We start from the raw sequence: 12,875 nt of genomic DNA on the forward strand, positions 1-12,875 counted from the left end.
CGGTGTGCGCCGTCACGTCAGGCGACGAGCCACGACCGTTCGCCCTGCGCCGACTCGTCCGACTCGTCGAGGTCGGGGTCGACGTCCCCGTGTGCGGGAACCTGCGCGACCAGCCGGAACAGGGTGCCGGGGCCCCGTTCGACCGTCAACTCCCCGCCCACCGCCCGCAGGCGCAGCCCCAGGTTCCCCAGGCCGCTGCCGCTGTGCGGCGAGGTGTCGCGGTAGCCCTCGGTGACGCCGTCGTTGGTGACCGACAGCGTCATCAGGCCGTCCTCCTCGACGGCGGTGATCTCGCAGTGCACGGCGCGGCTGTGGCGCAGCACGTTGGTGACGGCCTCCCGCAGCACGGTGGCGAGCACCGTGTCCACCGGTGAACTGACCTCTCCCATGCGGATGTCGGTCACCGCGTCGACCTCGGCGGCGCCCAGCACCGACTTGGCCGAGGCGATCTCCTCCTCCAGTGACATGTCCCGGTAGCCGCTCGCCACCCGCCGTACGTCGGCCAGCGACTGGCGGGAGATGGCCAGCACGTCCTCGATCTCGTCCATGGCCCGGGCGGGATGGGCCGGGATCAGGCGGTGGATGAGCTCGCCCTTGAGCTGGATCGCGGAGAGGCTGTACCCCAGCAGGTCGTGCAAGTCGCGGGCGAAGCGGAGCCGTTCTCGGGTGACCGCGGCGCGGGTGAGTTCGCCGCGGCTCTCGTGCAGGACGCGGACCAGCTCCGACAGCCGGGTCAGGCCGAAGGTGACCAGACCGGTCAGCAGGGTGGTCTGCACGAGGTAGACGCTGTCGAGGACCGGCCGCCCTTCCAGCAGTGGGGGCACCAGCATGCTGATGCCCACGAAGCCGTACAGGATCCAGCCCAGTCGCGGGGGCAGGAGCAGCAGCAGGGAGCCGGCGAGGAAGCCCGCCATGGCGCCCCACTGCGATTTCAGGGCGATGAGCGGCAGGTAGGTGAAGGCGGCCTGGGCGCCGAGCGTCAGCGTCCTGCGGGCGGTCGGGACGCGTTGCGTGCTCGTCCGGGAGTGCAGGAGCTGGAGGGCGAAGACCGCGGCGAGGCAGCCGAAGGCGGCTGCCAGGGCGGGTCCCTCGACTCCGGCGCTGAGGATGTTCAGGGCGGTGATGCCCACGTAGCAGAGGAGTGCGGCGATGAGGATGACCTGTGCCATCCGGGGTGCGGGTAAGTCCCGGCTCCGTCGCAGGATGCCCTCGACCAGGACCGCCTCCGACGGTCCATCCGAGGACTTGAGGCGGCCAGGCATGTCAATCCCCCTTAAGCGTTCCTCTGTTACACGCCAGGTGTGAGCATAGGGGAGGGGCGTGGGCAAGGGGCGCGAATCGTTCCCTCACACGAACAGCGGGACGGGGTTGAGCTGGTCGTACGGAGTGGGTTCGGCCAGTCGGCCGAGGCTCACGGGGACGTCGAAGAGTCGGCCGGACCCGTAGCGCGCCCAGAAGTGGCGCAGTCCCGGTACGACCACTTTCGTCACGGGGAGTCCGAGGTCAGGTCGGCTCTGGTCGAGCACCAGCAGGTCCATACCTTTACCCCGGACCAGCTCGGTGATCAAGCGTACGTCGTCGAGCAGATCGGTGCTCCGGACCGAGGGCCAGTGGTCCGGCGTACGGGTCTGCGCCATCGGATCGGCCACCAGATATGGCTGGTTGCCGATGGTGGCCTGCCGCCACCAGGCCAGCGGCTCCGGGTCGGTGATCCGGTATCCGCGGCCGTCCGGCCGTACGTCGCCGACGGCGGGGAGCAGCTGCCCCAGCTCCGACACGGCCCGGGACAGCGCCACCCGCGGGTCGAAGTGGGCGCCGAAGCCGAAGATCACGTCCTCGCCGGGCTTGTCGGTCCGCCGGGACAGCGCCGCGAACACCGGAATGCCCAGGTCGGAGGTGAGGTCGAGGGCCCACATCTCCCGGTTCGCCCGGCGCAGTCCGTGGCGGGTCCGCTCGATCCACTCGTCCTCGAAGGAGCCCAGGTCCACCCCGGGTTGACGGGTGCGGTTGTACCACCACAGGGCCACCGCGTCCCGTTCCACCAGCTCCAGGAAGCCCTGTACCAGCGCGTCCTCGGGGCTGCTGCCCGCCGCGTTGCCGTTGGAGTCGGCCCACGGCCCGTCCTCGGCGGCACGACCGGCGCGATCGCCGGCGGAACCCGCTCCCCGCCCGAAGTACAGCATCGAGGTGGGGAGCAGCCGCTGGACGCCCCCGGTCAGCGACCACACCGGGGTCCAGTCGGTCGGACGGGTCTCGTCGAACGGGGCCGGGACGCGGTGGAAGCGGGAGTGCCGCGCGTTCCAGAGCTCCCGCTCCGCGAACTGGCGGGGGCTGTAGAGCTGGCAGGCGTTGGGGTGCACGGCCGCTTCGCCCAGGCCGCGCAGGGAGTCGCGGACCACCGGCTCGTCGCCGTGCCGCGTACCGCTGTAGCGCTCGACCGCCTCGCACAGCGCGCTCGTACGCGCTTCCTCGGCGGTGCGGCCCTTGCCGCCGCTGAGCGCGCGCAGACCGGAGCTGAGACCGGCGAAGGAGGCCGATTCCATGGCCAGGTTGTGCCCGGAGATGTACGCGTGGACGAAGTCCGGGGCGCCGGAGGCCTCGCGGATCTCCTTGACCACCCCGGTCACCGGGTCCACGAGGTGCCCGTACGCACGCAGCACCTGCGCCGGGGTCAGGGCGCGGTCCCCGCCGCCGGTCGCGGCGGCCTTGGGCCGCGACACGGGGACGAAGGGGGCGCCGACCCGGCGCGCCACCAGAGCGGGGTCCCCGCAGCCCGCGCACTGCGGAAGCCGGCTCACCGGGTGGCTGGCGGTGCGCAGGCGCAGCGTGTCGAAGGTACGGATGTGGGCCTGCTCGGGATGGCGCAGCCCGGCCAGCCACTTGGCGGCCTCCAGGACGGCGAGGTGCACCGCGAGCGCCGTCCCGGCCGCCAGCCCGGCGGGCGGCCGCGGTACGGGGCCGTCCAGTCCGAGCGCGCGCCGCACCGGCACCTCCGAGTGCCGGTGGCCGCGCAGCCGTACGGCCAGGCAGTGCCAGCAGGGGCCGGAGTCAGGCCGGAAGAACGGGCCCACCCAGGGGTCGGTCCCGCACAGCTTGACCGGCACCCACGGCCGGCCCGCCGCGCGGTGGCGGGCGTCCACGGCGGCCAGACCGGGGGAGAGGTAGTCCTCGCACAGGACGAGGACCAGGTCGGCGGCGTCGGGGTCCGCGGCGACCGCTATTCCCGACGCCCGGCAGGCCTCGGCCACCGGCCGCGGATCCAGGCCGGGCAGCGCCTCGATCGCCACGGCGGCCCGGGCCAGCCCGGCGGCGGCCATGCCGCCGTCCAGCCCGGCCAGATCCCAGTACGCCTCGGCCTCGGCCCCCGCGTCGGCGGGCGCGGCGGCCGGGGCGGTGGAGCGGATCAAACCGGCGTCGGCCAGCGAGAGGAGGGCCGCCTCGGCGTCCTCGGCGCCCAGGATCCGCGAGGCTTCCTGCCTGACCGCCCTGGCGGTCCGGGTGCCGTCGAGGAGCGGTACGAGGATCTCCGCCCCACTCCCGCTCAGGGCGGTCACCCCGCGCCGTGACACCAGGTAGGCGGCGTCGCCGGGGACGACCGTCGGCCGCAGATGGGCCTTGAAACCCACCAGCGCCTCGGCGGCGGCCGGCGGCGGCGTGAGCGGTACGGCGGGCCTCTCGCGCTCGGCGGTGCTCATGCTCCCAGCCGTCCGGCGCTCGGCGCCGCCGGGCCCGTGAGCTGCGTCTGGCTGCAGACGCTGAACAGGGCGTACGCGGTGTCCGGCAGGGCGTCGAGGTTCTCGATCACCAGGCCGGGCTTCGAGGGGCGGGCGGGTATCGGTACGGATCCGGTGCTGGGGCTGATACGGGCGTTGGCCGAAAGGCTGGTCATGGCGGTGGAGTTCCCTCTGCGTCGTCGTGGCGCGGGTCGGTCCGTTCACTGACGATTCTGCGAGGATCCGGTGATCGCGGGACAGTGCCCCGGTCACCAGCGGAAGGTGAAGTTTTCACATGGAGCGGTGCGGCCGGCGCAGCTGAACGTTCAGGCCGGCCAGCGGACGGGCAGCCGCCGGGGGCCGCGGATGAGGAGGCCCGTGCGCCAGGCGAGGTCGCGGGGGTCGGCGTCCAGGCGGAGGCCGGGGCAGCGGGCCAGGAGCGCGGTGACGGCCGTACGGGCCTGGAGGCGGGCCAGCGGGGCTCCGAGGCAGTAGTGGATGCCATGGCCGAAGGCGATGTGCCCGCCCGCGGGCCGGCGGATGTCGAAGCGGTCCGGGTCGGGGAAGCGCGCGGGGTCCCGGCCGGCGTCGGCGAGCGCGACCAGCACCAGTTCGCCGCCGCCGGGTATCGGGGTCCCGGCGATCTCCACGGGCCGGGTGGTGAACCGGTACGTGGTGGTCTCGACCGGCCCCTCGTACCGCAGCATCTCCTCCACGGCGCCGTCGATGAGCGAGGGGTCGGCGCGCAGCGCGGCGAGCTGGCCGGGGTGGCGCAGCAGTGCGAGGACGCCGCCGGAGATCAGCTGGACGGTGGTCTCGAAGCCGGTGACGAGCAGGAGCCAGGCCATGCCGATGAGTTCGTCGGGCGAGATCCCGCCGCCGTCCTCGTCGGTGGTGCGGATGAGGGCGCTCATCAGGTCCTCGCCGGGCCGCTCGCGCATCTCGTCCACCATGGCGACGAGGTAGCGCGTCATCGCTGCCGTGGCGGCGGTCCTGGCGGCCTGGTCCGGGCTGCTCAGGGCGTGTTCCGCCCAGTCGCGGAAAGCGGTGCGGTCGAGCGCGGGCACCCCGAGGAGTTCGCAGATGACGCCCATGGCCAGCGGGAACGCGAGGGCCTCGACGAGGTCGGCCGCGCCGTCGGCCCGGGCCAGCATGGCGTCGAGGAGCTCGCCGGTGAGGGCCCGCACCCTCGGGGCGAGCGCCTCGACGCGGCGCGGCGTGAACTCCTTCGCGACCAGCCTGCGCAGCCGGGTGTGGTCGGGCGGGTTCGAGCTCAGCAGGTTCTCGCCCGCGGAGAGCCTCGTCAGGGGGAGCGCGGGGGAGGCGTCCTGCCAGGACTTGGACAGGGAGGGCTCGGTGAGGGCGGCGCGGCAGGCCTCGTGGCCGACCACGAGCCAGGCCCCGGCGCCCTCGGGTACGCGGACGCGGTGGACCGGGCCCCGGGCGCGGAGCGCGGCGTACACCAGGTGGGGATTCCTGGTGAATTCCTCGCCGAGCGCCCCGAAGTCCGCCACGCATTCCGCCGGGATGTCCGCTGAGATGTCCGCTGAGATGTCCGTTCCCACGGATTGACCCTCCTGCCGTCGTACCGTCCGGTGGCCGTCACGTGCCGTCGCCTTACCGAGCAGGGGTGTTCCGCTTCTCGAACACCTCCCTGGCCGCCCCGAGGGCGTTCAGCACCCGCGGGAAACCGGCGTACGGCACCACGTGGATCAGCGTCTCCACGACCTGCGCCGGACTCAGACCGACGTTCAGGGCGGCGCCGATGTGCACCCGCAGTTGGGGAGCGGTGTCACCGAAGGCCGTCAGGGCGGCGACGGTGACGAGCTGGCGCCGCCTCGGCGACAGCCACGGGCGGTGGTAGACGTCCCCGAAGGTGAATTCGACGATGAACCGGCCGAGGTCCGGGGCGATGTCCCCGAGCGACTCGATGACTTCCAGGCCGTGGTGCCCGTCGATTTCCACGAGCTTCTCGGTCCCGCGCACGTAGCGGTCGCGGGTGTCGTGCACGACCGGCGGTTCGAAGGCGACGCCCCGGTCGGCGAAGACCGACCTGGCGACGCCGACCGCGTTGAGCGCCCGCGGGAATCCCATGAAGGGCACGATGTGGATCAGGGCCTCGATGACCTCCTCGGGCCGCACGCCGACGTGCAGCGCCGCGCCGATGTGGAAGTCCAGCTGCGGGGCGGTGTCCCCCTGGGCGGCCAGCGCGGCGACCGTCGACAGCTCCCGCTCGCGCAGATCGAGTCCCGGCCGGGCGTAGACGTCCCCGTACGCGAACTCGACGACGTAGCGGCCGAGGTCCGGGGCGACGTCCCGCAGCGACTCGATCACGGCCGCTCCGCGCTCGCCCGAGGTCTCGTGCAGGACGGCCAGTCCCCGCTCGTAGCGGGAGTCGTCGCGCGAGGTGGCCGCGGCCGCGGCCGATGCCGGGTTCAGCAGGCCCTCGGCCAGGCCGATGCCGACGAGGGCGCCCCCGGTGAGGGTGGCCCGGCGGGTCATCTCGGCGGTGCTCCGTGCGTCGTTCATGGCGTGTCGTCTCCGTCCGTCGGTGCGAAAGGCGCGAGAGGTGCGTGGGGTGCGTGGGGTGCGTGGGGTGCGTGGGGTGTGAGGGGTACGAGAGGTTCGGGCGGCGCGACCCAGGGGCCCGCGGGCACCGTGCCGACCGCGATGACGTTCCCCTCGCTGATGTATCCGTCCGGGTCGCGCAGGGGTCCGGACGGATCGTCGGGGTCGAGGAAGGGGGCCCAGTTCCCCGGGACGCCCTCGTCCGCCGCCTGCCGGGCGAAGCGCGCGCACGCGTTCGCGTAGAAGCGGAGGGCGGCCGGGGTCAGCGGAGCGTGGTGCTCCATGAGGATCGTGCGCTGCCGTACGTCCGTCAGACCGGCCGCCCGCAGCCGGCGGTACAGATCGCGGCCGCGGAGCAACTGGCGGGCGTAGCCCGGGGAGGCGGCGGACGCCCGGAAGAAGTCGGTGATCAGGAACGGGTCCGCCGGGCGGACGGTGCTCAGCGAACCGTCCACGTCCTTGACCGCGACGAGCCCGCCGGGCCTGGTGACCCGGCGCAGTTCCGCCAGCGCACGCGCCAGCTCCGCGTCGTCCAGGTACTGCGTCGTGTTCGCGCACCAGACGGCGTCGAACATGCCGTCCGCGTACGGCAGGTCGAGGACGCTGCCCCGCCGTACCACCAGCGGTGCGGCGCCCGGCCTGCCGCGCAGCCGTACGGCGGCCCGCTCCACGTTCTCCTCGGCCAGGTCGATGGCCGAGATCCGGCCCGACGGGCCGACGAGCTCGGCGATCCGGGGCAGGAACGCACCGCTGCCGCAGCCCGCGTCCAGTACGTGCCACCCGGGCCGGACGCCCACGCCGTCCAGGGCGTCCCGGTAGTACGCGGCGCAGGCCTCGAAGTGCTGGTCCACGATCTCCTCGTGGGTGAAAGGCAGTCCGGTGGACGTGGTGTACCCCCACCCCGCAGGGTCCGCCGTCAGCATGCCGCGACCTCCGCCCCCGCCCGTACGACGGCCTCCGCGGCCGTGGTGTCCGCGTGGGCGAGCAGGTCCGCGAGGATCTCCGCCGTCGCCTCCGGAGCCTCCAGGGGAGCGAGGTGTCCGACTCCGGGGAGGACGAGGAGCCGGCCGCGCGGCAGCGCCTTCGCCGTCCGGCAGGCCTCGCCGAGGGGGACGAGCTCGTCCTCGGCGCCGATCACGACCACCGCGGGTACGTCCGCAGCCCGCAGGGTGGCCGTGGAGTCCGTACGGGCCGCGATGGCCCGCTGCGCCCAGGCGACGGACCGCGGCCGCGCCGCCAGGGCCAGGCCGGTCACGTGCGCCGTCAGGTGCGGCCGCCGGGCGCGCGTGGTGGCGCCCAGCAGGGACGGCGTGGTCGCGGCGACGAGCCCGGCGCGCGCCGAGTCGTCGAGGACCGCGTCGGCGAAGCGCAGGCGCCGGCCGGCCGCCGCCGCGGAGTCGGCCGTGCCCCTGGCCGCCAGCAGGGCCAGCGCGCGGACCCGGTCCGGATGGCGGCGCAGGAAGGCCATCGCCACGTAGCCGCCCATGGAGCAGCCGGCGAGGGCCACTTCGCCGATCCCCTGCCGGTCGAGCTCGCGGGCCAGGCCGTCGGCCACGAGATCGAGCGAGGGCGCGCCGTGGGGCAGCGCCGCGGCACCGAAACCGCACTGGTCGGGGGCGAGGACCCGGCGGCCCCGGGCGCGCAGGGCCCCGGCCGTCCCGTCCCACAGCGAGGAGTCGAGGGGCAGGGCGTGGAGCAGGACGAGGGGGAGGCTCATCGGCGGGCCGCCCGCTCCGCGTCGGCGACGAACCGCCTCACGTGCTCGGGCGGTTCGCTGCCCCGCAGCCAGGCGAAGGCCACCGGAGAGGGCGGCAGGTCGTGCACCGGCACCACGCTGACGTCCGGCGGAACCACCGCGTCGAGGGACTGGAACGAGAGGTGGATCGCGTACGTGCTCCTGAGCAGCTCCGCCATCGCGGTGAGCGTCGTCATGGCGTGGATCCGGCGGATCGGCCGGCCCAGGGGGGTCCGCGGCGGCACCACCCGGTCCCAGACGTGGGCCGGGAAGTCCCCGGGGCACCGGAAGCCCCCGTACTCCGCGACCTCCTCGACCGACACCGCGGCGCGGCCGGCGAGCGGGTGGTGGGCTCCGACGAGGACGGCCCGCCCGTCGGAGCCGACCGGCTCGCTCACGGCGAGGTCCGGCTCCAGCGGGTCGTACTTGACGATCATGATGTCCATGGATCCGGCCCGCAGCGGGGCGAACGGCTCGGTGACCTCGTACGGGACGTACTCCACCGCCTCCGGCGCATGGCCGGCGGCCGCGACGAGGCGGGACGCCAGGTGGGTCGAACCGTGGACGCCCAGGCGGACGGTGCGGGTGCGGGTGGCAGTGCGGGTGGGCGTGGCGGTGCGGGTGGGCGTGGCGGTGGGAGTTGGCATTTCAGACCTCCGTGGTCAGTCCGGCATAGGCCTGGAGCTCGTCCGGGCGGTGGACGTCGGTGTCGACGCGCAACATGGCGAGCTGCGCGCCCAGGCCGGTCAGGCGCGGTACGAACCGCAGCGTCAACCGGTCTCCGGGACCGATCAGCCCGTCCAGGACGGCCTCGGCGAGCAGGTGGTTGACGTGCACGAGCGCCTCGGTGACGGACACCTTGGCGGTGGCGATGTACAGCTCGCGGTGGGCCGGGGGGCGGGTGTCCGCACGGCCGGGCACGGTCACGGTGGCCGACCGCTGCGCGGTCAGCTCGTGCGCCGCCTCGAACGTTTTCAGCAGCCGGCGCAGCGTGGCCGTCTCCGCGCCGGGCGCGGGCCCGGCCCAGGCGACCGAGCCGTCTCCGGCGACGTGGTCGAAGGCGAACCGCTCGCGGAGGTTGGACGGGCTGCCGGCCAGGTAGACGGTGCGGGTGAACGAGCGCCGCCACGCCTCCCGTTCACCGGGGGCGAGGGCGAGGGCGAAAGCGCAGGTCTCGCGCACCCACCGGGGCAGGTCGAGCCGGCGGATGACGACCACGGCCAGCACCTCGTCGGTCGGGGCGGTGCGGTTGCCGTGGAGTCCGGCCCGGACGGCGCGCAGCGCCTGCGTACTGGACAGGTCGATCCCGTCCGCGAGCTCCGGGCGGGCGGACCGGACGCGGTCCGCCGCCGACTTGAGCAGGGCCGCGGAGGACAGGGGGAAGGGGGTCACAGGAACACCGCCGACAGGAGTGCGGGATCGGGAGCGGGGCGGCCCTTGCCCAGGAGCGAGCAGGCCAGCCGGTAGGGGTCGACGTACGGGTGGCCCCGCCGGTGCCGCTCCAGCGCGCCGGCCAGATCGCCGTCGCCGGTCGCGGACCGCGAGCGCCGCAGGAGCCGGGCGGCCACGGCCATGCAGTGGCTCAGCAGGTCGTGGCGGAAGGACTGCTGCTCGCCCGGGCCGAGGGTCGCGATGAAGTACAGGCGCATGCCGAGCCGCAGCGCGTCCTCGCCGTGGCCGTCCGCGGCGCCGCCCGTCTCGGCCCAGGCCCGCAGCAGCGCGCCCGCCGTGTGGTCGCGCCAGCCGCCGTGCCGGGCCGAGGTGATCTTGCCGTCGATGGGCACCCGGCCGATGGGCACCCGGTGCACCGGCGGCCCCAGGCTGGTCAGCACGCGGTGCAGCAGCCGGTAGTCCGCGTCGAGTTCACGGTCGTACAGCAGGACCACCTCGTCGTACCAGGGCACCAGCGGCAGCAGCTCGCGCAGCGCGCAGGCGAGGTAGTTGGGGCGGCCGTCCGCGGTGACGATCCGGCGCAGCGGCATCCCGTACCGGGTGAGGTCCAGGTAGACCGGGCCCCCGCAGTGCCGCTGGTCGAGGACCAGACTCGCGGCCGTGAGCCGTTCGATCATCTCCTCCAGCCCGAGGCCGGGCGGCTGGTGCTCCCGCAGGCCCGGGTCGTGCATCCCCAGCCGCTCGTAGTGCCCGGCCCACAGCCGCAGCATCCGCTCGCTCGCGGGGTGCACCCAGCCGCTGTGCTCGACGGCGTCCCGGTAGGGCCGCAGGACCTCGGCGCCCTGGCGCCGCTCCTCGGAGCGGTAGCGGACGTAGAGGTCACCGATCTCCTCCTCGGAGAGCTGCGCGTAGTCGGTCTCCCCGCGGGTGCGGTCGAGGTACTCCCAGAAGCCGACGGTCTGCTCGGTGACGTGGTAGGCGGTGTGGCTGTAGCGGTACGTCACCGCGGCGAGCGGGGCCGTGGCCCGGAACATCACGTCCGTCCACAGCAGGCCCTTGAGGTGGCTGGGGGTCAGCGGTTTGGTGGGCGTGATCGTGACCGGTGCCAGCAGGACGTTCTTGCGGGGCGGCACGTTCATCCTTCCTCCCGGCCCGGGGCGTGGGCGGTGACGGTCTGACGGAGTTCGGCGTAGGTCGGCGGCCGTGGGCCGGACGGCACGCGGGGGTGGGGCGCGGCCGCCCGTACGCGGGCCAGGAACTCCGGGTCGGAGAAGATCTCGGCGGGGGCGGCGAGGCCCGTCCCGATCCGGGTGGTGCCCCGCCATACGGCGCGGTCGGTGGCCGCCGCCGCGCTCGCGGCCTCCCGGACCGGCCCGGGCACGGGCGGTGCGGGCCGGCCGGGATCGGGGACCGGCGGGGCTCCGGCGGCGGCCCGCCACCGTTCGGCGCGCGACCAGGAGTCGTGCACCCCCTGCTCGTACCAGGGCCGCAGTACGCGGTCGGCGAGTTCCGTGGCGGCCAGGCCCAGCCACTCGTCCACCGACGGATGTTCATCGATCAGGTCCGCGAGCCGGAAGGCGTGCATGAGCGCGAGGGACAGACCGCGGCCGAACATCGGATCGGTGACGCAGGCGGCGTCCCCGGCCCGCACGAGTCCGGCGACCGGACGCTGCCGGCCGGGGCCGGCCCCGCGCAGGATGTTCGGCGGCATCGCGATGGCCCGGACCGGGCCGAGCGGCGACGCCACGCCCTCGTCGACCCAGTCGGCCAGGTACGGGGAGAGCCGGCAGGCGGCGGTGAAGGCGGCGGGCGTGCGCAGGGCCGCCATCGCGCGGTCGCCGGGCAGGGCGCCGAAGGTGATGGCGAAGACCTCGTTGTCCGCCGGGTGCAGGACGGCGGAGTAGTGGTCCCAGACGCCGCCGGCCGCATTGCCCCGGTTGAGCGGGCCGGGCGGCGGCCCGCTGGAGTCGTGCAGCCGGTAGAAGCGGCCGAAGGCGTGCAGCCGGCTGGGGCCGGTCAGGTCGCCCGCGGCCGGTACGCCCGCCGCGGCCAGCCAGGACCGGGAGGCGGACCGGCGGCCGGACGCGTCCACCACCAGATCTGCGGGGATCCGCCCGCCGCCTTCCGTGACGACTCCCGTCACCCGCAGGCCCGTCGGCCCGGACGGGGCGGTCAGCACCCCCGCGACCGCGGTCCGGTGGCTCAAGGCCACCCCGGGCAGGGCCTCGACGGCCCGGTGCAGTACGAGGTCCAGGACGGCGCGGCGGACGAGCAGGGTGACGAGCTCCTCGTCCCCCGGCTCCGCGGGACCCGGCGGAGCCGCGGCGGTGAGATCGGCGAGCCGGGCCCCCTCCGCCAGCGCCGCGTCGAGCACGGCCGGAGCGTGGGAGCGCAGCACGCGCACGCCGAGCGCGTTCAGGATGTGGTCGTGGCCGGCCTGGGGCACCGAGGGCCGCTCCCACAGCTCGGCGCTCTTGACGACCGGCCCGTCCGGCGGGGGTGCGCTCCGCTCCAGGACCCGCACCCGGTGGCCGCGGCCGCCGAGCGCCAGGGCCAGGGCGAGGCCGGCGGTGCCGCCGCCCGCGATCACGATGCTCGCCATGGTCAGCGACGCCTGCCGTGCACGAAGAACACCCGCCGTACGTCCTCCACCTCGCGGGCGGGCACCGGGTCCGGCCACCGCCCGAAGTCGGCGTCGGGCTCGCCCGGCTGGACGGCGCGCACGTCGAACCCGTACTGCTCGAACAGGGCCTCCGGCTCGTCGGTGCCGAACACCCACGGGCACCCCCAGCCGGCGAAGACGTCCAGCAGGCCGCGCATGTGGGGGAGGGTCAGGGCGGCCCGGTTGACGATGTCTGCGGCGATCCGGCTGCCGGGTGCCGAGATCGCGGCCACCCGCTCCAGCATCCGGTGCGCTTCGGCCTCGGGGACGTAGTAGAGCAGCCCCTCCAGGAGCCACGCCGAGGGGACGGCGGGGTCGTAGCCGGACGCGGTGAGGCGCTCCTCCCAGTCGTCGGCGGTCAGGTCGACGGCGACCGTACGGTGGTCGACCCGCGGCCGGGCTCCCCGCAGCCGCTCGGCCTTGAAGTCGAGCACCGCCGGGCGGTCCACCTCGAAGTAGCGGATGTGCCCGGGCCACGGGAGCCGGTAGGCGCGCGAGTCCATGCCGGCCGGGGCCAGCACGAGCTGGGTCGTCGCCGGGTCCTGGGCCGCGTCCTGGAGCAGGTCGTCGAAGAACCGCGTGCGGATGGCGTTGTAGTCCGGGGTGCTGGGCAGGGTGCGCGGCCTGTCGGGCGGGAACGTCGCCGCCCGGATCTCGGCGAGCAGTTCCGGGCCCGCCTCGCCGACCAGTCCGGCGGCGTACGGGTCCTCGTACAGCCGGTCCTCGCGGCGGGTCTCGGCGGCCCGCAGGGCGGCGGTGAGCAGGGCGGTCCGTTCGACGGGGTTGAGCACGGGCATGGTGGCTC

General features: G+C 74.6%; 12 protein-coding genes. All 12 read right to left on the reverse strand.

Features of this window, described 5'->3' with window-relative positions:
- Nucleotides 1–17: 17 nt before the first annotated feature.
- The 12 genes from ACIBAD_RS11630 to ACIBAD_RS11685 all read right to left on the reverse strand — a co-directional run bounded on the left by ACIBAD_RS11630 (nt 18) and on the right by ACIBAD_RS11685 (nt 12,867).
- Nucleotides 18–1,262: a histidine kinase gene (locus ACIBAD_RS11630; RefSeq protein ID WP_134071234.1), complete on the reverse strand. Its 1,245-nt coding sequence runs from the start codon at nt 1,260–1,262 to the stop codon at nt 18–20.
- An 84-nt stretch (nt 1,263–1,346) separates the two neighbouring features.
- Nucleotides 1,347–3,695, reverse strand: coding sequence for a TOMM precursor leader peptide-binding protein (locus ACIBAD_RS11635; protein ID WP_398906072.1), 2,349 nt, complete (start codon nt 3,693–3,695; stop codon nt 1,347–1,349).
- Nucleotides 3,692–3,889, reverse strand: coding sequence for a hypothetical protein (locus ACIBAD_RS11640; RefSeq protein WP_134071230.1), 198 nt, complete (start codon nt 3,887–3,889; stop codon nt 3,692–3,694). The genes ACIBAD_RS11635 and ACIBAD_RS11640 overlap by 4 nt, the downstream gene beginning before the upstream one ends.
- A gap of 150 nt (nt 3,890–4,039) precedes the next feature.
- Entirely contained in the window at nt 4,040–5,278 is a 1,239-nt protein-coding gene (locus ACIBAD_RS11645) for a cytochrome P450 (RefSeq protein WP_398906074.1), read from the reverse strand.
- Nucleotides 5,279–5,330: 52 nt separating this feature from the next.
- The gene (locus ACIBAD_RS11650; protein ID WP_398906076.1) at nt 5,331–6,242 is read right to left on the reverse strand and encodes a carboxymuconolactone decarboxylase family protein; all 912 of its coding nucleotides are present in this window, start codon (nt 6,240–6,242) and stop codon (nt 5,331–5,333) included.
- The gene (locus ACIBAD_RS11655) at nt 6,239–7,204 is read right to left on the reverse strand and encodes a methyltransferase domain-containing protein (RefSeq protein ID WP_134071228.1); all 966 of its coding nucleotides are present in this window, start codon (nt 7,202–7,204) and stop codon (nt 6,239–6,241) included. Before ACIBAD_RS11655 ends, ACIBAD_RS11650 begins: the two co-directional genes overlap by 4 nt.
- Nucleotides 7,198–7,998, reverse strand: a complete 801-nt coding sequence (locus tag ACIBAD_RS11660) for an alpha/beta fold hydrolase (RefSeq protein WP_398906078.1) — start codon at nt 7,996–7,998, stop codon at nt 7,198–7,200. The genes ACIBAD_RS11655 and ACIBAD_RS11660 overlap by 7 nt, the downstream gene beginning before the upstream one ends.
- Complete coding sequence (locus ACIBAD_RS11665) at nt 7,995–8,663, reverse strand: LysR substrate-binding domain-containing protein (RefSeq protein ID WP_134071224.1); 669 nt, start codon at nt 8,661–8,663, stop codon at nt 7,995–7,997. Before ACIBAD_RS11665 ends, ACIBAD_RS11660 begins: the two co-directional genes overlap by 4 nt.
- Before the next feature lies 1 nt (nt 8,664).
- A complete protein-coding gene (locus ACIBAD_RS11670; protein WP_398906081.1) occupies nt 8,665–9,408 on the reverse strand; it encodes a DUF6182 family protein in 744 nt (247 codons plus the stop codon).
- Nucleotides 9,405–10,547: a hypothetical protein gene (locus ACIBAD_RS11675; protein ID WP_398906083.1), complete on the reverse strand. Its 1,143-nt coding sequence runs from the start codon at nt 10,545–10,547 to the stop codon at nt 9,405–9,407. The genes ACIBAD_RS11670 and ACIBAD_RS11675 overlap by 4 nt, the downstream gene beginning before the upstream one ends.
- The gene (locus ACIBAD_RS11680) at nt 10,544–12,010 is read right to left on the reverse strand and encodes an FAD-dependent oxidoreductase (RefSeq protein ID WP_398906085.1); all 1,467 of its coding nucleotides are present in this window, start codon (nt 12,008–12,010) and stop codon (nt 10,544–10,546) included. The genes ACIBAD_RS11675 and ACIBAD_RS11680 overlap by 4 nt, the downstream gene beginning before the upstream one ends.
- A 2-nt stretch (nt 12,011–12,012) precedes the next feature.
- Nucleotides 12,013–12,867, reverse strand: coding sequence for a class I SAM-dependent methyltransferase (locus ACIBAD_RS11685; protein WP_398906086.1), 855 nt, complete (start codon nt 12,865–12,867; stop codon nt 12,013–12,015).
- Nucleotides 12,868–12,875: the final 8 nt, after the last annotated feature.

The organism is Streptomyces sp. NPDC051109, assembly GCF_044455885.1.
Taxonomy (GTDB): Bacteria; Actinomycetota; Actinomycetes; order Streptomycetales; family Streptomycetaceae; genus Streptomyces.